Raw genomic sequence first — 19764 nt, 5'->3', positions numbered from 1 at the left:
CGCTCAGCCCAGAAAGCTCCCGATGCGGCTCTGTACACGGCGCTTGGCCCCGCCTGCGGCCTGCCGGAAACTGATACGCCACGGGGTCCGTTCGCCCTCGACGGTCGTCCGGCCTGCCCGAATGGCGTCAAGGATCGCCTCGACCGACCGCTCGTCGGCGTCGACTTTCGTCACCGCCTGCCCGACCATCTCGGCGATATGCGCGTCGCTCCCGGCGGTCATCGGCAATCCTCGGCGGCGTGCGAACCGTTCTGCCTGTCGGTTCGAGCGCCCGGTCAGCAGACGGGAGTTGTACACCTCGATGGCGTCGGCCTCGGCGAGTTCGTCCTTCGAGATGTGTTCGAGCACGCCGTGGCGCGACTCCTGGAAGGGATGAGGGACGACGGCGAGGCCGTTGTGTTCGCGGATGCGATCGAGCGTCTCTGCGAAGGAGAGTCCGGCCGGAACCGCCTCGTCGATACCCAGTGCGAGGACGTGGCCGGCCGTGGACGTGACCTCCATTCCCGTGATTCCGACGAGGCCGTACTCCGGCGCGAGTTCGGCCGCTCGCTGACTCGCCGATATCTCGTCGTGGTCGGTGATGGCGAGTGCGTCCAAGCCGATCCCGCTAGCTTGCTCTAACAACAGTTCGACGGAGTCCCGGCCGTCGTGAGAGAGCGCTGAATGTGTGTGTAGCTCAACCGACAGCACGCCTCTCTCTACTGGGGGATGGGCCAAAAGCACCTCGGTACGTGTGAGGTAATCCGCGGGCCTCGCTTTTCCCGTTCGTTCGTCTGAAAGCCTCCCTGCGGTCAGGCCTCGCTGCTCGCGGTTCCCCGCGGTCGCCGTTCGCTTATTCTGAGGACTGGCTCTGTCGAGATACTATCGGTGAGACACAGTCCTTCCTGAAACAGCCGCTAGGTAGGAGCGTAAATTGACCGAGACGCTTGATTAGCAACAGCCACTGTCGTCGGGGTCCCACTCACAGGTGTTGCCCGTTGTGAGGTTATTCTCGTCTATATACGCCGATAGACAGGCGTAGTTACAGAAATAGACGGGCGAGCCGCAGTCGTCCTCACAGTCACGAACACAGATGGGGTCGTGGTCAAAAATACGCGACTCACAGTACGCACACATCTCGTCTACATCAGGTACCGCGACGGTCGTGGACATACGCAACCTACGATAGGGAAACAGAAAGCGTTGTGTGTAGACCGATACAGAGGTCACCTGTACCGACCTATCCACGATACATCGACACAGTCGTCGCTCTCCGTTTCAGGCAAAGAGTGACGACATACCCTCTTAGCAGATGTGCATACTACACGAAGATTTTCGATCAGGTAGCTTCGACAGTAATGAACTCGTTATCGTAGATCTCGACTCGAGAATTGCTATAGACAAATGAGACACAAATGTCCGCTTGAGAGGTGAATATCGCCTCCAGCGAGTCAGGGTCTATCGTCTCGTAGAGCAACGGAAGGTCAGTAACGGCAGTAGACTCGAATCGACTGACACTAACGAGAACAGCTTCGCTCACACTTTCATCTGCGGCAATATCGTATTTCATTGCCGGTATATAGACCTTCAGGAGGATAATTAGCCGCGACATTCACTCCCACAACACTACGTTACGTGCTGCCCAACCGCAGCATATTCCGAGAGGCACTCCTACTAGAACCCCTTTGTTTCAGGGTCCACTGAGGAAATACGCTATTCGATAGACTTGCGAATTGACCAGTAAACGGTCTATCAGGTCCGAGTGAGGTTCGCAGCTTCATGAGGAATACAATACGCGGATCTCACACCTCTGTATCCGCTAAAGGGAGTATTCTGGCACTCCCTCGGCTTTGAAGGAGGGGGGCCGTTGCCGTTACAAGAAAATATCTTAGCATTGCGTCCGTTTCTAAGAATATGAGCCCCAGCGATAGAGTTACTGTCGAAGAAGTCATGTCCAGCCCCCTTGAGATGATCTCGGCGGATGCAACGGTCAAGGAAGCCGTACAACAGATGAGAGGGAAGGAAGTTAACGCTCTGGTTGTCAAAACCACACCACGGGCCATCATCAGTAGTACTGACGTACTTACCGCCGTGGCTGACGGACGAAACGTCGCCGAGTTACAGGTAGCGGACATAATGACGACCGATGTCGAAACCGCTTCCCCGGACAATTATATGGAGGAGGTCGCCGCGATGATGACCACGTACGGTGTCAAACACCTCCCTGTCGTTGACGACGATTACGTTGGGATGATTTCCTCAACCGACGTGACTGCCTACCTTTCGAAATGAGGGCCACAGGAGAGCGCACCGAAATCGGCGTATAAACTTCCTGTACTCACAGATCTACGTCAGAATCTGTAACTATTGAGGGTCCAACAGAGCCGAGGATTCCACTTCGCTCAACTCTCGCAACTCACGGGTCGCTTCGCTCCCCGTTCGTTCTGTCTGAAGGCTTCCCTACGGTCAGCCCTCGCTGCTCACGGCTCCCGTTGGTCGCCGTTCGCCTATATCGAGGGTTTCGCTTCGCTCAACCCTCGTACCCCGCGTACTCCATCAGCTTCTTGAAGATGTCCGTACCCATCGCCTCCTTGTAGACGAGACCGGTCAGCATCCCGCCAGGGTAGGCGGTGCCGTTCATGACGTGGTTGACCTTGTGGCAGTGCATGAGGTAGATGCCGGGGTCGGCGTCAGCCGTGAACTCGATGGTCCGGCGGCCCGCAGGCGGAACCGAGCAGACGTCCTGCTCGTGTCGGGCGACGTCGGGGATCTCACCGCCGTCCTTGTGAGTCACCTGGTAGCGGTGGTTGTGGATGTGCATCGGGTGGTCCATGTAGCCCGCGTTGACCATGTGGATGCGGACCGTATCGCCCTGTTCGACGATGATAGGGGACCCTTGTTCCGGGTGGAGGGTGTGGGGCGCGGACTTCCCGTTGATGGTGAAGGTGTCCGGGTTACGGTCACGCGGACTGTAGGTGGCGTCCATCCCCGCCATCTGGCGATTGAGCCGGGAGTCCCACTCCTTCATCGTCATGAAGTACTCCTTATCGGCCGGTTCGTACCCCTTCGGGTCGACGCGGAAGATGCCGTACATCCCCATGTCGATGTGTCGATGGGTCTGGTAGTGGCAGTGATAGAGGTGCGTGCCGGGCACGTCCGCGGGAATAGTGTAGGTGTGGCTGTCGCCGGGGTCGACGCGGACGCCCGTCGTCGTCGGGACGCCGTCGTCCTCCCACTTCTTCGAGACGGCGTGGAAGTGGACCGTATGCGGGCGCATCCCGTCCGTGTTGTCCAGCGTCACTTCCATGTCCTCGCCCTCCGTCGTCCGGAGGATGGGGCCGGGGACGCTCGGGTTCCCGTCGTCGGCTTTGAACGCCCACACCTGCGGAAGTTCGACGGGGCCGCCCATCGCATCACCGGGGTGGGCGTCGTGACGGGCGGGGACCGACGAGAGCGTCACTTTCCCGCCCTGCTCGTCGACGTTGACGACCTCCGGCGGCGACGTGGTCGGCAGGTCGCTGCTGGCGGCGGTGGCATTCGTGTTCGCGCCCGCGTCGACCCTGTTCGGAGAACCGGGAGCCGTACAGCCCGCAAGCGCGAGCGTGCCGCCGAGACCGGACGCCTTCACGAAATCGCGACGCGAGATACCTGAACCGGGTGCACCGATGCGTTCACTCATTACAGGTGGACGTAGACAAGCTACCCATAAACCCCCAGAGGGGCGTTCTCGCGCCGGTAGAACCGTTCCCAGAAACTGAGAATCGCCGTCCGTTTAGTAATCCACGCCGTCGAACATCCCGGCACGAATCCGTCGTTATCCCGTCCGAGCGGAGTCGTAGCGGCGAGTCGGTGAGACTAAAGGTCGGGAATGTCGAGTTCCAGACAAGGATGGTCCGGAACCCGTTCGGTGACGACGACTCACCCGAATTGACGACAGTGCTCGACGCCTTAGACGACGAGGACTGTCGTGACATCGTCAGCGTCCTCGACGAACCGATGACCGCGAGCGAGATAGCCGACGAGAGCGGCGTTCCCCTCTCGACGACCTATCGAAAACTGGAACTGCTCACCGACTCTTCGCTCCTCTACGAAGGCGTCGAGGTCCGGCCCGATGGCCAACATGCCAGCCGATACGACATCGACTTCGAGGAGGTCGTCATTCTCCTTGACGACCACAACGCCTTCGACGTCGAAATCGCCCACCGGGCACGGACGCCGGACCAGCGACTGGAGAACATCTGGTCGGAGGTTCGAAAGGAGACCTAATCATGGTACATATCCCGACCTCGCAGATCGGTGTCGTCATCGCACAGACACTCATCCTCATCATCGGCGGCCTCATCACGTACTACTCGTACAAGGCCTACAGCAGGACCCAGTCGCCCGAACACAAGTGGCTTACTCTCGGGTTCGGCGTCGTCACGCTCGGGGCGATACTCGGCGGCGTCCTCGACCTCGGCATCGAGCGCTACATGGCAGGTGACCTCATCTACACCAGCGTCTTCGTCTCCAGTAGTCTGACTGCCGTCGGTCTCGGCATCATCCTCTACTCGCTGTACGTTCGTTGAGGACGTTCCGCCGGACTTTTTCGCCCGAGACGGCCACGTCGCTTCGAGCGGCCGCTGCGCATCGTCCATAACCGCTGAGAATGTAGCTCGTGGTGTGGTACCAATACACAGCAAAACACTGTGGTCGAAACGAGCGGTGCGGAACGTGTGTGCCAGACAGGTCGCTCGGAGGGATCTCGACGTTCGTCAGAGAGGCCAGAGCAGCGAAAGATGCGCTCACAATCGGCTTCTCCGGGTCACAGGATCACTTCAGCCCGCTAGCCGACACGAACCGATTCTGTCCAACTCGTCGAGCTCCGGGCAAAGCCAGCGAAACAGACGGACTCGGCCGACCCTATTATTAACATTTCTTAGAGAGTTCGCAGGAATTATTATAATTGGACAGAGATTTAGTAACACAGATGAATCAAATCTCGCGCCGAAGCCTGCTGCAGAGGGCAGGCGCAACCACAGTTGCTGCGACAGGAATCACCGGCTGTCTCGGCCGAGGAGGCGGGTCACTCGATTCTGTCACGGTCGCGTACGTCCCGATTTATCCGAACATGCAACACTACGTGATGGACCAGGAGGGCTACTACGAGAACGTCCCAGTGGACGTTACAATAGAGCGGTTCAGCTCTGGCCCCAGCGTCGTCAAGGCGTTTGCCAGCGGGGATGTCGACGTTGCGCTCTTCGGAATTACCCCAGCGATGGTTCTCATCGACAAAGGGACCGACGCCGGTATTCTCGCGGCAAACTCGAGAAACGGCTTCAAGGCCATGGGGACAACCGAACTCGTCGATTTGTACGAACGGGAAGGACCAGCCATGTTCGAACGCTTCGAGCAGAAGCATGGTCGCAAGATCCGGTTCGGTGCTCCACCGGACGGGAGCGTCCCCGACATCGTCCTCCGATACTGGATTCAGGAGGATCTCGACGTCGGTGAGATGGAGTCCACAATTAACGAGTCGAAAGTCCCGCCGGCGAAGGCGGTCCAGACAATAAAGTCGGGCGACATCGACGCGACGATCATCCAGGAACCGTTCGCGACGATTATCGGCCAGGATGACGGCTTCGGCGAACTCGCTTGGTCCGGAAATATCCTGGAAAACCACCCGGTCACAGTACTGTTCGCGAACCAGCGTGTGATCGATGACAGGGACGTCTCGCAGTCGCTGGTCGAACAGCACACCGCGGCAACCGAGTTCACGGCGGATTCACCGGATGTAGCTGCTGCCCACGCCGCATCGGTGATTGGCTCCGGCGTGAGCGAGGACCTCGCCGAAGAGGCGATGGACTCCACAGCGTCGGATTTCCTCTCAGACCCACACGCGATTACTGACCAAACTTCGACGATGGGTGAGTTTGTCGCGAACGTCAGCAATATCGAGGAACCGATCGCGACCGAGAACCTGTTCGCGTTCGACCCCTACGACGCCATTCAGAGATGAACCACCAAACCAATACCAGTTCTGACACGGTGGTCGCCGACAGCTTCGAGGGGAACCTACGGCGGTATCTGCACGGCCTGGGCGGTCTCCTCGTGTTTCTACTCGTTTGGTGGGTTGGCGCGATGACGACCCAGCCGTCGTATCTGGTGCCCAGTCCTCTCGATGCAGTACGCGCGTTTATCGACCTGTTTGCGACCTCGACCGCAATCGTGGTCCCAGTTCTGGGATCGAGTCTGGTGCTACCGACCGGGTTCGCGCACCTCACACAGACGTTATTCCACTACGTCCCTGGCCTCCTTCTCGGTGCGAGCTGTGGAATCAGTCTCGGGCTGACGATGGGGTGGAATGGTACACTCGACGACTGGCTGCGGCCACTCGTCCGGGTACTCCGGCCGATCCCGCCGTTGGCGTGGGTCGTCTTCGCGATCGTTTGGTTCGGCATTCACCACACCGGGGCGGCGTTCATCGTCTTCGTCGGCGCGTTCTGGATCAACTTCTACGGGGCCTACGGTGGCGTCGAAAGTGTCTCGAGCGAGCTGACCGATGCCGCATCGACCCTCGGCGTGGAGCGCGACCTCTCGATGCTGAAACTCGTCGCACTCCCGAGCGCCGCCCCACAGGTGTTGACCGGATTCCGGACGAGCATCGGTCGCTGCTGGATGATCGTCGTTGGGGCCGAACTGTTCGGCGCGCCCGGTGTCGGCTACGAGATTATCAACGCCTCGAACAACCTCGCAATGGCGACCAGCGTCGCCTACATGTTTCTGATCAGCCTGGCGTTCCTCTGTATGGACGTCGGGTTCCGGCTTCTCGAACGGAGGATCCTCGCATGGCGCTGAGCTCGAACTCGTCCACCAGTCAAGACTCACGTGAGAAGATCACAATCCAGAACGTCAGCAGGTCCTACGAGTCGACGCAAGCGCTCGCAGACGTCTCGTTCTCGGTTGCGGAAGGCGAGTTCTGCTGTGTCGTCGGTCCCTCGGGGTGTGGGAAGACGACGCTGTTGCGGGCTATCGCTGGACTCGACGACCCGGACGGTGGATCGATACTGGTCGGTGGAGACCCGGTTACTGGTCCTGGGTTGGACCGGGGGATGGTCTTTCAGGAGTATGCGCTATTCCCCTGGCGAACCGTCCGCGGGAACATCCGGTTCGGCCTCGATCGGCCCGCCTGTGACTGCCCCGACTGCGAAGCACGGGTCCGGGAGTTGATCAACCTCGTCGGGCTTGACGGCTTCGAGGACGCGTACCCGAAGGAGCTGTCCGGCGGCATGAAACAACGCGTCGGTATCGCTCGCGCTCTCGCTGTCAGTCCGGAGATTCTCTTACTAGACGAACCGTTCGCCAGTGTCGACGCTCAGACACGCGACCGCCTGCACGTTGAATTACTCGACATCTGGACCCAGACCGAACAGACCGTTGTGTTCGTCACGCACGACATCGACGAAGCGGTGACGCTGGCTGATCGCGTGGTCGTTATGGACGCCAACCCCGGAACTGTGCGATCTACAGTCCCTGTCGAGATCGACCGCCCGCGTCAGCGGACAGCACAGGAGTTCCTCGAATACGTCGCTCGAATCAGAGACGAACTCGGTAGCCCGCAGGAGGTCAACGAGGCGTCTCAATGAGCGCGCTCGCGAGGCGCTCGCGACCGTCGACGCGAGCCACCTCGAAGACCGAATCCCCCACTACCTGAACGGTGACGAGAAACGCCTCGTCGGCCTCGCCGGCAAGTTCGATATATCGAAGCGTAGTTTATCACCTAGACTCGTCGACTGACGCGACGACATGGAGGGCGCACTGAGGTCGCGGACGCGGTTTGGCGCGCACTCGTTCAGCACGGCCGCACATCGCCACGATCATCTCATTCTCGTCGGTCACTTCTTCTTTCTCCCGACCGTCGCCGGTGGCTCTGGCCGATGTTCGTCGGAACGTCGCTGGTCATCTACCTCCAGCGGCAGTATCGATAGGACCGGCTCACTTTAGCGACGGGCGCATGGAAAGCGATTTAGCCGGCCGGGAGCCACCACCACCTAATGAGCCTGTCCGACGCTGACCGCGATGTCGTGGTCGAGGAAATCGGTCGGGAGCCGACGCGAGCGGAGGCCGCTCTCTTCGAGAACCTCTGGAGCGAGCACTGCGCCTATCGCTCCTCGCGGCCGCTGCTCTCGGCGTTCGACTCCGAAGGAGACCAAGTCGTCATCGGTCCCGGTGACGACGCCGCCGTCGTCTCGCTTCCGAGCCACGGTGATGGCGAGGAGATGTACATCACGATGGGCGTCGAGTCCCACAACCATCCCTCGTACGTCGACCCGTTCGACGGGGCCGCCACCGGCGTCGGCGGCATCGTCCGTGATACCCTCTCGATGGGTGCCTATCCCATCGCGCTCGCCGACTCGCTGTACTTCGGCGACTTCGAGCGCGAACACTCCCGCTACCTCTTCGAGGGCGTCGTGGAAGGGATCTCTCACTACGGCAACTGCATCGGCGTCCCGACGGTCACGGGGTCGGTCGCCTTCCACGACCGCTACGAGGGGAACCCGCTCGTCAACGTCTCCTGTATCGGCCTACTGGAGCCGGAGCGGACCATCACCGCCGAGGCGCAGGAACCCGGCAACAAGCTCGTCCTCGTCGGCAACTCGACCGGCCGCGATGGCCTTGGCGGGGCCTCCTTCGCCAGCGAGGACCTCGCCGAAGATGCAGAAACTGAGGACCGTCCCGCGGTGCAGGTCGGCGACCCCTACACGGAGAAACTGCTCATCGAGTGCAACGAAGCCCTGCTCGACGAGGCCCTCGTCGAGTCGGCCCGCGACCTCGGCGCGGCGGGACTGGGTGGGGCGTCCTCCGAACTCGTCGCCAAGGGCGGTCTCGGCGCGCGTATCGAACTGGACCGCGTCCACGAGCGCGAACCGAACATGAACGCGATGGAGTACCTGCTGGCCGAGAGCCAGGAGCGGATGGTCTACGAGGTGACCCCCGAGAACGTCGACCGCGTGGCCGAACTCGCAGAGCGCTACGACCTCGGCTGTTCGGTCATCGGCGAACTCACCGAGGCGGGGACGAACTACATTTGCACGTTCGACGGCGAAATCGTCGTCGACGTCGACGCGGCGTTCCTCGGCGACGGCGCGCCGATGAACGATCTGCCCGCAGAGGACCCGCTCACACAGGAACGCGATCTGCCGACGGTGGACATAGCAGAGGCCTTCGAGCGTATCGTCGCCAGCCCGAACACTGCCTCGAAGCGGTGGGTCTACCGCCAGTACGACCACGAGGTGCAGGTCCGGACGAGCGTCCTACCCGGCGACGACGCCTCCCTGCTCGCGATCCGCGAAGCGGGTACCGGCCTCGCTTTCTCGGCCGGTGCGGACCCCAACTGGACCGATGCCGCGCCCTACGAAGGCGCGCGGGCCGTCGCCTTAGAGAACGCTACCAACGTCGCGGCGAAGGGCGCGCTTCCCCACGCCGCCGTCGACTGCCTGAACGGTGGCAACCCCGAGAAACCGGATGTCTACGGCGGCTTCAAGGGAATCGTCGACGGGTTGGCCGACATGTGTGCCGAACTCGACGTGCCCGTCGTCGGCGGGAACGTCTCGCTGTACAACGACTCGAACGCGGGCCCCATCCCGCCGACGCCGACGCTCGCGCTGGTCGGCGTCAAAGAGGGGTACGACGCGCCGCCAACGAAACTCTCCGGCGAGGGGACGCTGGTCGTCGTCGGCGACCGGGCGCTGGAAGGCGAGACCGACCCGTGTCTCGGCGGCTCTGAGTACACCGCGCAGTTCGGCGGCACCGATGCCTTCCCGAAACTACCGGCGGACCTCACCGCCCTCATCGAGACGATCGCCGACGTGGCCGACGCCGACCACGTGCTGGCCAGTCACGACGTGAGCCACGGCGGCCTCGCGGTGGCGCTCGCGGAGATGGTCCACGAGGACGCCGGGGCCGACGTGGAAATCGAGACCGTCGACCGCGGCACGCGAAAGCGCCTGTTCTTCAACGAGCAGCCCGGCCGCGTCGTCTTCGAGACGACTGACCCAGACGCCGTCTACGAACTGTTCGACGGCGTCGCGCCGGTGACGGAACTGGGCGAGGCGAACGGGTCGAACCACCTCGATATCTCTGTCAACGACGACACGCTCCAGTATCACGCCGAAGAGATCACCGCGCTACGCTCGACGATTACCGACGAACTGGCCTGACTACCAGCGGACCTCGAAGCGCGCGCCGCTCGTCTCGCCCTCTGTGACGCCGACCGTCCAGCCATGGGCTTCGACGATGCTCTCGACGATAGACAGGCCGAATCCAGTCCCTTTGGTAACCGTTGTATAGCCGTGCTGGAACACCTGTTCGCGGTCATCTTCGGGGATTCCCGGGCCGTCGTCCTCGATGTAGAACCCGTTCTGTCCGGTTGGCCCGAGAGTACCGACAGCGACGCTGATGTCCGACCCGGCGTGTTCGATACTGTTCCGGTAGAGGTTCTCAAACAACTGCTGGATGCGGTCGGGGTCGCCTTCGGCGGTCACGTCGGCATCGACTGAAAGCGTTGCGTCGGTGGTGTCGACCTGCTGCCATGCTGCGGCAGCGATTTCGCCGATGGCGACTGACTCCGGTTCGCCGACCACCTGTCCCTGTCGCGCAAGGTCTAAGAGGTCCTCCAGTAGTCGTCCCATCCGGTCGTGGGATCGTTTGATGGCATCGAGGGACGTCATTGCGCTCTCGTCTCCGACGGTCTCGGCGAGAAGCTCCGCATGACTCGCTGCGACGCTCAGCGGGTTCCGGAGGTCGTGGCTGACGATGCTCACGAACTCGTCGAGGCGTTCGTTCTGGTGTTGGAGTTGCTGTTCGCGGCGCTTACGCTCGGTGATGTCGGTGTAGATTCCGTACCCCTCCACTTCGCCGCCTTCGCGAGCAACGATGACGCTCCGGAACAAGTACGTCCGCGCCTCGCCGGTCGCGGTCACTCGCGTTACTTCCTGTTCGGACTGGCCGGTCTCTCGCCACCAGTTAGCGACGATGTCGGCCGACGCCTGGTCGGGCGTCGAGATGAGCGACAGGAGTGGCGCTCCAATTGCGTCCTCACGCATGTGTCCGAACTCGTTTTCGAAGGCGTCGTTGACTGACCTGACGTACGGTTCCCGCTGGTTGAACGTGACGACGACGGCCGGATCCGGAATGTTTTCGAGGAGAGCGGCGAACCGCTCTTGGGCCGCCAACTGGACGCGGAGTTCGCTCGCGACGAGGGTGATGTAGCCGTCGTGTTCGTGGTGGATGACCTCGCAGATGTCGCGGGCGTCCATGTTCGTCATCGACGGTCCCTCGATCCCGATCGTGGCCATCGCCTCGTCGACGACGGACTCCGCTTTCTCGATACCTACCGTCTCCGCGAATTTCGAGACGAGTTCGGTTCGGTTCATCGGTTACTCCGGCAACACGAAGACGACAGTCGTCGTGTTGTGAAAGCCGCTGAGTTGTCCCATCTGCATGCACAGTTCTCCGTACGTTTCGAACCCGGCGAAGGGGGCAGGGAGAGCAGACGCTAACTCGTCGACGGCGTCGGAAAAAGCGTCCTGAAGGATTATTTCGCGGCAGGCGCAGTCGTAGACGAACCCGCCTGCGAGGTCGCCCTCGGCGAGTGCGACCGCCTCCTCGGCGACCCGACGGACGGAATCTATTTGCTTCTCCGGGCTACCGTACATCACGCGGAGGACGGTTCCCTCAGGAACGTCTACGGCGAATACGAGCGAGCCATCCGCTTCGACAGCGACCCGCGGCCACCGTATCTTGTATCCGTCACCCTGATCGATACCGAACTCGTAGGCACCCATCAATCGGGACAGTTCCTCTGAATCAGGTGTTAAGGTGTCGGCGTCAAAGTCGAAGTCGAACGTTGCCGACGCGTGGTCGCGGACTACGTCTTTCCACACTTCGAAGGCGGGTTCGCCGTCGAGTTCGTGGACTATGTTGTCCGACGCGTCGGTTACCGTATATGGTTCCGAAATCGGTTCGTGTCCGTGATCGACCGAGATGACGGCCCGCTGCGTTCCGGAAACGAGCACCAGCACTAGGGCGTCCTCGGCCACGGTCTCTCCACAGAAGACAGGTGTCGACTTCATCCGGTAGTTGTCGGACGCCGCGCCACCCGCGAAGCCGACGTGGGGACCGAACCGTCGCTGGATGGCGAGTGACAACCGTTCGCCGATGCCTGCTAGCCCGTTGTGAAGGACGAGGGCGGACTGATACGGGTAGCTAACGTCGTCCGGTAAGGCACGGATCGCTTCCCTGACGGTGCCGTGGATATTCTCGGTGAGGCCGGTGGCAATGGCGGTATCGAACCGAAACGAGTCACTAGTGACGAGTGCAACGGCGACACCGCGGTCCATCGTGTCCGTTTCTGTGAAGGCCCCTGTGGCCGTACAGCCGACGATAGCGGTGTCGTCGTCAACGACGGCTCTGACGCCCGAGAGTGCAGCGCCGGGGTCGTAACTGGCGTCGACGAACACCTGACAGAAATCCACTCGACCGGTATCGAGGCCTTCTCGCGCCGCACTGGCTGCTTCCTGGCCAGCACGCCGTCCGTCAGCTGATGTCGACGTCCCAGTTGCGACCGTTGTACCTACAGATTGGTCGTTCGACACGATACCAGTACGTGTCACTGAAACCTCTTATACTTACCACCACTATCGACCCGTCGTCAGTGTGAATGCTACACCGGAGAACCACCGTCTATCGTCGGTTATCGTCACCGAACGAACCCATCGTCGAAGTCGATCGGGGTGCTACCGGACGGACTTCCGTGTGAATGCAGTACCGACAGGTATGGCCACTAGACCGGCGAGATATGTGGCAAAACGAGGGGCGTGGGCCGCCGGTGGCGTGCTCGCCATTGCCTACGGGCTCGCCACGCTGCAGCCGCCAGAGCTGTCGTTTTGGGCCGGTCTGGCCGTCGCCCCGCTCGTCTTCGGTGTGCTCTCTGCTAGTCTCGTCTACGCAGAAACCGGTCCGATACGGGTTCCGAGTGACGGCCGCTTAGACCAGCGCCAGCGCGATGCCGAACGTGAGGACCAGCCCGACCAGCATGACGGCGAACCCCTGTCCAACCTGTCCCATCGTGAAGGGACTCTGGGGCGACGTCGAACGCAACGGGGCCTGTTTGTCCGGTAATTCGACGTTTTCAGGGTCGTAGTTCGGACGGTTTTTCTCGGCGTGTTCGTCTGCCATGAGTTTGCCTTCTGGCAGCGCCCACCTGTAGCTGTCGGATTCCACTGCGTGGTTGCACCAGTCGAAACGGTCAAACGGCCCTGTGGCGAACCCTCGGGTACTGAATGACGCTCACGAAACGCATCATCCCCTGTATCGACGTCGACGTCGACGAGAACGGGGACGCCGCCGTCTACACCGGCGTCAACTTCGAGGACTTAGAGTACACCGGCGACCCGGTAGAGATGGCGAAAGCCTACAACGAGTCGGGGGCCGACGAGTTCGTCTTTCTGGACATCACCGCCTCCGCCGACGGACGGGAGACGATGCTCGAAACCGTCTCGTCGGTGGCCGACGAAGTGTTCATCCCGCTGACCGTCGGCGGCGGCATCCGCACTCGCGACGACATCAAGGAGACGCTGCGGGCGGGCGCGGACAAGGTTTCGATCAACTCCGGTGCCATCGCGGAACCGGACCTCATCGGCGAGGGTGCGGCCGCCTTCGGTAGCCAGTGCATCGTCATCTCGCTGGACGCCCGCCGTCGCTTCGACGAAGAAGGCGAACACTACGCCGAGGTCGACGGCGAGTCCTGCTGGTTCGAGTGTACGGTTAAGGGCGGCCGCGAGGGCACCGGACTCGACGCCGTCGAGTGGGCGATGGAAGCAGAAGATCGTGGCGCGGGCGAGATATTCGTCAACTCCATCGACGCCGACGGCACCAAGGACGGCTACGACATCCCGCTGATGAAAGCCGTCTGCGACGCCGTCTCGACGCCGGTCATCGCCTCATCGGGGTGTGGCAGTCCCGCCGATATGGAAGAGGTGTTCGTCGAGGCCGGTGCCGACGCCGGACTGGCCGCCTCTATCTTCCACTTCGGCGAGTACTCCATCGAGGAGACGAAGGAGTATCTGGATAGTAAGGGTATCCCCGTGCGGTTGTAAACTCGAACGGGACCGAACGAAGTGCGGTCCCACCTTTTTCCCCCCGCCGTCAGAGAACGCTCTGCCACCCCTCGCTTCGCTCCGCTCAGCGAGACCACAGTTTTACTGCGATCGCTCCGACGAAAAGTTCATTTCGTTATCAAATTCCGAAACAGTAACGTAGTGACGTCGCATGCTTCGTGTAGATGGGCGGAAACGACGTAAAATCGGTCCTCGTAGTCGCCGAGGAGACGAGCGAGGGTGGGACGCTCGAAGCGGCACTCCCGGACTCGTCCGTCGCAGTCACCGTGCTGACCGACGTGACGCGAGTGTTCGACGAACTGACCAACTCGGTGGTTCATTGTCTCGTCTTGCCCGCAACCATCGGTGACCAGTCGGGAGTGGATATCGCCCACGGCGTCACCGCGCTGTTTCCGGACTTGCCAGTCGTCGTCGCTGGCGTAGACCCAAAGACGGTCCCCGACGAGGTGGACATCCTCGCGGTCGATTCATCAACGCTCGACGACCGGGCTGTCGTCGCCGCGGTCCGGGGGTGCCTCGATGGTCAGGCCCCGTCCGTCGCGGGCCGACCCCCCTCGCCGATGGAGACGCTGTTGCTCTCGCTGTTTAACGAACTCCCGGACCATCTCTACGCGAAAGACGCGGACGCGAGACACGTCCTGATGGGGCGAGGATTCAACGAACCGACTGACCGCCTCGGCCTCACCGACCCCGAAGTCGAGGAGCTGGCCGACGAGCACGCGAGGGCGGCCTACCGCGACGAGATGGATGTTATCGAGGCTGAGCAAGAACGAATCGAGGTAGAGGAGTTTCTCGATCTCGATGCGGAGTACGTCCGAACCTGCAAGGTGCCGTGGTACGATGCCGACGGCGAGATCCGCGGACTCGTCGGTCACACGCAGGACATCACCGAACGGAAGAGCCGCGAGCACGCGTTTCGCCGGCAACACGAGCGAATGGTGAAGGTCGCGCTCGTCGCGGCCCACGAGTTTCGCAACGAACTCCAAATCGTCCAGGGGCGCCTCGAACTGCTAGAGGAAGAGGAGGAAGGGGAGGGGGAAGTGGGGGCGCAACGACAGAGCATGGAAGACTCGCTCTCGCGGCTCTCCTCGCTCGTCGATACGGTGGTTCGGCTCTCGACGCGAGAGGACGAGCAACTCGAACCCAAACCCGTCTGGCTCTCACGGCTCGCCCGAGAGATTTGGGACACGTTCGCCGATGGCCCGGGGACGCTCGAAATCGAGCGCGACGCTCGCCTCGTCGCGGACCAAGAGTCGGCAAGTCTCCTCCTGCAGTTCCTGTTTCAGAACGCCATCGAACACGCCGGTCCGAACGTCACTGTCACCGTCGGAACGACGCCCAATGGATTTTTCGTCGCCGACGACGGGGCGGGGATCGACGCCGACCCGCCGGAACACGTCTTCGACGCGGGATACACGACCATCGAGGGAAAGACCGGCTTCGGGCTGTACATCGCACAGATGGTCGCCGACGAACAGGGCTGGCATCTCTCGCTTTCGGACAGTCCCGAGTACGGCACCCGCTTCGATGTCGAGAACGTGGCCCTCGACGGCTAACAGCCGGGTAGCGCCGGGAGAATTGGTCCGCGTACTCTTTGTACCCTCGGTCACCTACGGTAACCCAATGGAATGGCGGTGTGAGTGGTGCGGGAAGCCACACGAGGAGAACGATCCGCCCTGCGACAACTGCGGCCACGGCACCTTCGAACGGGCAGTCGAGCAGGTCAACCACGAGGTGGTCGAGGGCGGGCCAGTGTGGGTGTGTCAGGACTGCGGCCGCGAGCATCAGAAGCATTCGCCGCCGTGTAGTCGCTGTGGCGGTTCCGACTTCGAGCGCCGCATCGGTCCGCCGGAGACGGACCCGTTAGACGAGATCGGCACCGGGTGGCTGGACGTCCTCGAAACGAAGTACGTCGTCGGCTACGCTGTCGTCGCCGTCCTCTTGGGAGTCATTCTTCTCAGCGTCCTCGGCGTCGTCTCCCTGCCCGGCGTCGGTGGCACCTCTGGACCACCCGAGATTCCGAATGCGCCCGGCAGTGCCGACACCGCCGCCGGCCTCTCGCTCGCCGACGTTGAAGCCGCCTACGTCGACGTCCTGAACGACCGCCGGACGAACGAGGGCGCGAGTGCGCTGACCCGCAACGAGACGACCGACGCCGCAGCGACCTACTACAACAAGGCCCTCGTCGATGCCCGCGTCGGCGACGGCTCCGGCCCCGACCGCGAGGCCCTCGACGGGTTCGGACTCGCCTGCGAACGCCCCGCTGTCGTTGCCTATCAGGTCGCCTACGAGCGGACCGGCCGGTCGGTGAGCGACTTCGAGAACGAGAGTGCGCTGGCGGCCTCGCTAGTCGATAATTATGTCGAACGCGGGAGTCGGTTCCGTACCGCGGAAGCGGGCACCGTCGGCGTCGACATCCACGTCGCGCCGGGCGGCACCGTCTTCGTCACCTACGTCGTCTGCTGAAAAGCCGCCCGCACCGTCTGTCGAAACTTACGCCGCGGACTCGAACGCCGCGGTGAAGTCGTCGGCCTTCTCGATAACGCGGTCGGTGCCGTCCTCTAAAGCGTCGAGCGCGTCGACCGTCGACTCGGTCTTGATGGTCAGGACCGGGTCGGTCTGGCCACCGGACTGCTCGGGGTTCACGTCGTAGGTCGCCGCCGTGACGCCCTCGGTCTCCAGCAGTGCGCCCTTGATGACGTTCATGAACGTGTGGTCTTCGCCCGCGATTTCGAGAGAGAGTTCCGTGTCAGATTTGTCGATGACGCGCAGGTCCATACCTCTCAGTGTGCGTCTCCGACCCATCAACGTGTCGCTTCTAGGTTCTGTCGTAGTCGGTTTTGGTTCCGCTGGGAGTGCTGTCCCTGTCTGGGGTACTGGGCTCTCGAACGCCCTCACCTGCTCGCTAGCAATATCTACACACAACAGCCAGCCCTCGGTATCAGTCGAGACGACCGAACACGCGCAATTGCCGACGAAGCAAGCTCAAACTAGCGCGTAGACCATGAGGAGGCAGAAGTAGATCGCCACTAGCGCGGCCAACGCCTGTAACCGAAACGTCCCGAGGTCGTCTTCTTCGTCCCCGTAGACGTCCCGAAACGCCTGCACTTCCTCGTCGTTCAGCTGCGACGGGTGCTTCAGTCCGTAGTGGAGCGTGCGCCACTCCTCGCGGGCGAACGGGCGGCCACAGTAGGAACAGTCGTAGGTCGGGGCGTCGGCGGGCACGTCGTACTCGTAGTCGAGGTCGTAGTCCGGTCGTTCGGAGTTCATAGGTGAGGCAGGGGCACCTCCGGTTGGGAGACGACCCAGAGGCTGGTCATCGTGTAGAACACCATGACAGCGGTGAAGGGGTACTGCGAGCGGATGGCCTGCAAGCGGCTGGGAAAGAGGTCGTAGGCAGCGGCGTGAGCGACCCAGATGGCGACGAGGTGGCCGACGATGACGGCGGCGAGGGCGAGGCCGCCGAACCAGCCCGGCAGTTGGTAGACGGGCATCGTCGCGGGACTCGACAGCGGCGAGAGGGCGGCCGTCCCGAGCGCCGGCGCGAGAAAGAGGAAGTAGCCCAGATAGTGTGCGAGGTGGTAGCCGGCGGCGATGGCCAACAGCGGCGGCGCGAACCGCTCGGCGAGTTCGGCGGGTGCGAGATACGTCTCGGCGACCCGCGTGCTCGCGCGCACGGCCAGTCGGTAGACGCCCAGAAAGAGCGCGAAGCCGACGACGAGCGCGAGCGGATAGAGCAGATGCGGGGGGAATCCCGCTGCCACCAGCGGCGTCGTCAGGTCGCGCCACGCGGGCGTCGTCACGAGGCCGTCGTAGGTCGTCACCCAGAGCAGGGCAACGACGAAGGCCACCTCGTCGGCCCCGTCCACTAGCCGCGGCGTCGAGAGGTCCATCCCTGGCAGCCGAAGTCGAAGGCCGTTCTCGTCGCGGGCGACCGGCGCGACGCGGCCGTAGTACCGGAAGACGCGTTCGACGGGGTCGGCCTCGGCGAACCACGTCTCGTGGCCGAACACCACCGCACCGGTGAGAGTTATCACCGAGTAGCCGAGCACCGCCGTCGCCAGCAGTTCGGCGTCGTCAGCCAGCGGGCTCACCACCTCCAGCCAGACGAGCGCGAGGAGGCCGACGACGCTCGGCCACGCGCCGAGTCGGTCGGGGTAGTCCCGTCCCAGCGAGGGAAGTACCGCAGCGATGGTCGTCAGCGGGTTGAGGACGCGCCAGCTGTTACCGAGAAGGTACGTGGTCATCGCCAGTCCAGCCCACCAGCCGACCCAGACGAGCAGGATAGCGAGGTTGGTTCGGGGGGTATCGGGACCGACGAAGCCGACGACGAGGACGGCGGCCAGTCCCACCAGACCGACCGCGCGGCCGAGCAGGGTTGGCAGGCGCGCGCCGCCGTCGCGGAGCGGGTGACCCCAGTCGTGGATGCGCTCGATGAACGAGCGGTCGGTGACGAAGGAAGCCAGCAGGAAGGACGCCCCCACGGCGGCCCCGCCAGTAGTGAGAAACAGCCACGTCGGAATCGTCAGCGGTTCGCGGCCGCCGGCGGCCAGCGCGCCGCCGTGGGCGCTCGCGGTGCCGGTAGCGATGAGCAGGAAGACCATCCCCGCCAGCGTCCCCGTGGGGCGTCGGCGCGTTGTCATCAAGGGCACTAGGTCACTCGCTCCCGAGTAGCTTCCGACATCGACGCGCGGCCCGCGCGAGTAAGTGGATGGGCTTTTAGTAATCGCTCCATAAGAGGCCGATATGAGTTTGCCGGAAGAACACACGGAGAGCGGACACGGGGAACACCACCTCCCGGCCACGGAGGACTGGCCCCATGGGTTCGGCGAGGCGAGTTGGTGGCCGTTCGTCACTGCCATCGGCGCGTCGGGCATCTACGTTGGCGCGGCGCTGCTCGTCCTCGCGCTGGGCGACTCGGGGCTCGTGAGTACGACAATCGGTGCCGCGGCCACCGTCGCCAGCGTCGGCCTGTTCCTGGTCGGCATCTACGGCTGGCTGTATCACGCCTTCGTCTCGAACTTCTGGGAACGCGGGACGAACCGCCACTCCGGACGCACGCTGAAGTTCGCCATGCTGCTATTCCTCGGGTCAGAGCTAGCGACGTTCGGCGCTGGCTTCGTTTACTACTTCATGATTCGAGGTACCGACGTGTGGCTGGACGCCGCCATCCCGGAAGTGTGGGGGTCGCTCGTCATCGTCAACACCGTCATCCTAGTTATCAGTTCGGTGACGCTGCACTACAGTCACGTCGCCCTGCTGAACGGCAAGCGCTCGCGTTTCCTCAAACTGCTCGGTCTGACGTTGCTTCTGGGGATCATCTTCATCGCCGGACAGGTCTATGAGTACTACGAGTTCATCGTCCACGAGGGATTCACCATCGGAGAGGGCATATACGGGTCCGCGTTCTACGGCCTAACCGGCCTGCACGGACTCCACGTCACGATGGGTGCCGTCCTGCTCGGGATCGTCTTCGTTCGGGCGTACTACGGGCAGTACTCCCCCGAGCGACACACCTCCGTCTCGACGGCCTCGATGTACTGGCACTTCGTGGACGTCGTCTGGATCTTCCTCGTCGTCGTCCTCTACATGGGCGCGAACCTGGTCTAAGCCTTAAGCGACCCGC

The 19764-nt window shown here is 62.5% G+C and carries 21 protein-coding genes and 1 pseudogene; 12 read left to right on the top strand and 10 right to left on the bottom strand.

Features of this window, described 5'->3' with window-relative positions:
• Positions 1-3: 3 nt before the first annotated feature.
• The 3 genes from E4S61_RS14345 to E4S61_RS26660 form a co-directional block, all read right to left on the bottom strand.
• Positions 4-690, bottom strand: coding sequence for a PHP domain-containing protein (locus E4S61_RS14345; RefSeq protein WP_135304608.1), 687 nt, complete (start codon positions 688-690; stop codon positions 4-6).
• A gap of 240 nt (positions 691-930) precedes the next feature.
• Positions 931-1152 (bottom strand): hypothetical protein, encoded by a 222-nt coding sequence (locus E4S61_RS14340; protein WP_135304607.1) that lies wholly within the window; start codon positions 1150-1152, stop codon positions 931-933.
• Between the two features lie 166 nt (positions 1153-1318).
• Entirely contained in the window at positions 1319-1549 is a 231-nt protein-coding gene (locus E4S61_RS26660) for a HalOD1 output domain-containing protein (protein ID WP_135304606.1), read from the bottom strand.
• Between the two features lie 344 nt (positions 1550-1893).
• Between E4S61_RS26660 and E4S61_RS14330 the strand changes: the two genes are divergently transcribed.
• A complete protein-coding gene (locus tag E4S61_RS14330; protein WP_209309494.1) occupies positions 1894-2271 on the top strand; it encodes a CBS domain-containing protein in 378 nt (125 codons plus the stop codon).
• 238 nt (positions 2272-2509) lie between these two features.
• Here the strand turns inward: E4S61_RS14330 and E4S61_RS14325 are convergent, their stop codons facing one another.
• A complete protein-coding gene (locus E4S61_RS14325; protein ID WP_135304605.1) occupies positions 2510-3658 on the bottom strand; it encodes a multicopper oxidase domain-containing protein in 1149 nt (382 codons plus the stop codon).
• Positions 3659-3867: 209 nt separating this feature from the next.
• Here E4S61_RS14325 and E4S61_RS14320 point away from each other — a divergent pair, with 209 nt between their 5' ends.
• The 7 genes and pseudogenes from E4S61_RS14320 (at position 3868) to purL (ending at position 10178) form a co-directional block, all read left to right on the top strand.
• Complete coding sequence (locus E4S61_RS14320; RefSeq protein WP_135304604.1) at positions 3868-4245, top strand: winged helix-turn-helix domain-containing protein; 378 nt, start codon at positions 3868-3870, stop codon at positions 4243-4245.
• Positions 4246-4247: 2 nt separating this feature from the next.
• Complete coding sequence (locus E4S61_RS14315) at positions 4248-4547, top strand: DUF7521 family protein (RefSeq protein WP_135304603.1); 300 nt, start codon at positions 4248-4250, stop codon at positions 4545-4547.
• 401 nt (positions 4548-4948) lie between these two features.
• Positions 4949-5977, top strand: coding sequence for an ABC transporter substrate-binding protein (locus tag E4S61_RS14310; RefSeq protein WP_135304602.1), 1029 nt, complete (start codon positions 4949-4951; stop codon positions 5975-5977).
• The gene (locus tag E4S61_RS14305; RefSeq protein WP_135304601.1) at positions 5974-6816 is read left to right on the top strand and encodes an ABC transporter permease; all 843 of its coding nucleotides are present in this window, start codon (positions 5974-5976) and stop codon (positions 6814-6816) included. Before E4S61_RS14310 ends, E4S61_RS14305 begins: the two co-directional genes overlap by 4 nt.
• Positions 6807-7604: an ABC transporter ATP-binding protein gene (locus E4S61_RS14300; RefSeq protein ID WP_135304600.1), complete on the top strand. Its 798-nt coding sequence runs from the start codon at positions 6807-6809 to the stop codon at positions 7602-7604. Before E4S61_RS14305 ends, E4S61_RS14300 begins: the two co-directional genes overlap by 10 nt.
• Positions 7603-7707: pseudogene (locus tag E4S61_RS26655) on the top strand (energy-coupling factor ABC transporter ATP-binding protein); the annotation flags it as partial. The gene E4S61_RS14300 and the pseudogene E4S61_RS26655, both read left to right, overlap by 2 nt.
• Positions 7708-8012: 305 nt before the next feature.
• The gene (purL, locus tag E4S61_RS14290; protein ID WP_135304599.1) at positions 8013-10178 is read left to right on the top strand and encodes a phosphoribosylformylglycinamidine synthase subunit PurL; all 2166 of its coding nucleotides are present in this window, start codon (positions 8013-8015) and stop codon (positions 10176-10178) included.
• Here purL and E4S61_RS14285 read toward each other — a convergent pair whose 3' ends face one another.
• The 3 genes from E4S61_RS14285 to E4S61_RS14275 form a co-directional block, all read right to left on the bottom strand.
• Positions 10179-11393, bottom strand: a complete 1215-nt coding sequence (locus E4S61_RS14285; RefSeq protein ID WP_135304598.1) for a sensor histidine kinase — start codon at positions 11391-11393, stop codon at positions 10179-10181. It lies immediately after the preceding gene.
• 3 nt (positions 11394-11396) lie between these two features.
• Entirely contained in the window at positions 11397-12494 is a 1098-nt protein-coding gene (locus E4S61_RS14280) for an FIST signal transduction protein (RefSeq protein ID WP_245180734.1), read from the bottom strand.
• Between the two features lie 511 nt (positions 12495-13005).
• On the bottom strand, positions 13006-13197 hold the full coding sequence (locus tag E4S61_RS14275) for a DUF7550 family protein (protein WP_135304596.1): 192 nt from the start codon (positions 13195-13197) through the stop codon (positions 13006-13008).
• Positions 13198-13301: 104 nt separating this feature from the next.
• Here E4S61_RS14275 and hisF point away from each other — a divergent pair, with 104 nt between their 5' ends.
• The 3 genes from hisF to E4S61_RS14260 all read left to right on the top strand — a co-directional run bounded on the left by hisF (position 13302) and on the right by E4S61_RS14260 (position 16604).
• Positions 13302-14117, top strand: a complete 816-nt coding sequence (hisF, locus tag E4S61_RS14270; RefSeq protein WP_135304595.1) for an imidazole glycerol phosphate synthase subunit HisF — start codon at positions 13302-13304, stop codon at positions 14115-14117.
• 185 nt (positions 14118-14302) lie between these two features.
• On the top strand, positions 14303-15694 hold the full coding sequence (locus tag E4S61_RS14265) for a sensor histidine kinase (protein ID WP_135304594.1): 1392 nt from the start codon (positions 14303-14305) through the stop codon (positions 15692-15694).
• A gap of 67 nt (positions 15695-15761) precedes the next feature.
• Positions 15762-16604 (top strand): hypothetical protein, encoded by an 843-nt coding sequence (locus tag E4S61_RS14260; RefSeq protein ID WP_135304593.1) that lies wholly within the window; start codon positions 15762-15764, stop codon positions 16602-16604.
• Between the two features lie 27 nt (positions 16605-16631).
• Here E4S61_RS14260 and E4S61_RS14255 read toward each other — a convergent pair whose 3' ends face one another.
• The 3 genes from E4S61_RS14255 to E4S61_RS14245 form a co-directional block, all read right to left on the bottom strand.
• Entirely contained in the window at positions 16632-16916 is a 285-nt protein-coding gene (locus tag E4S61_RS14255) for a DNA-directed RNA polymerase subunit L (RefSeq protein WP_135304592.1), read from the bottom strand.
• Between the two features lie 207 nt (positions 16917-17123).
• Positions 17124-17408: a DUF7410 domain-containing protein gene (locus tag E4S61_RS14250; protein ID WP_135304591.1), complete on the bottom strand. Its 285-nt coding sequence runs from the start codon at positions 17406-17408 to the stop codon at positions 17124-17126.
• On the bottom strand, positions 17405-18781 hold the full coding sequence (locus E4S61_RS14245) for a hypothetical protein (RefSeq protein ID WP_245180732.1): 1377 nt from the start codon (positions 18779-18781) through the stop codon (positions 17405-17407). The genes E4S61_RS14250 and E4S61_RS14245 overlap by 4 nt, the downstream gene beginning before the upstream one ends.
• Before the next feature lie 103 nt (positions 18782-18884).
• Between E4S61_RS14245 and E4S61_RS14240 the strand changes: the two genes are divergently transcribed.
• Positions 18885-19748 carry a cytochrome c oxidase subunit 3 gene (locus E4S61_RS14240; protein WP_135304590.1) on the top strand — a complete coding sequence of 288 codons (864 nt, stop codon included), beginning with the start codon at positions 18885-18887 and terminating at the stop codon, positions 19746-19748.
• The last annotated feature ends 16 nt before the right edge of the window (positions 19749-19764 follow it).

It is taken from the genome of Haloarcula amylovorans, assembly GCF_004681185.1.
GTDB classification, from domain to species: Archaea; Halobacteriota; Halobacteria; order Halobacteriales; family Haloarculaceae; genus Haloarcula; species Haloarcula amylovorans.
This window is presented reverse-complemented; position numbering and strand designations above follow the sequence as displayed.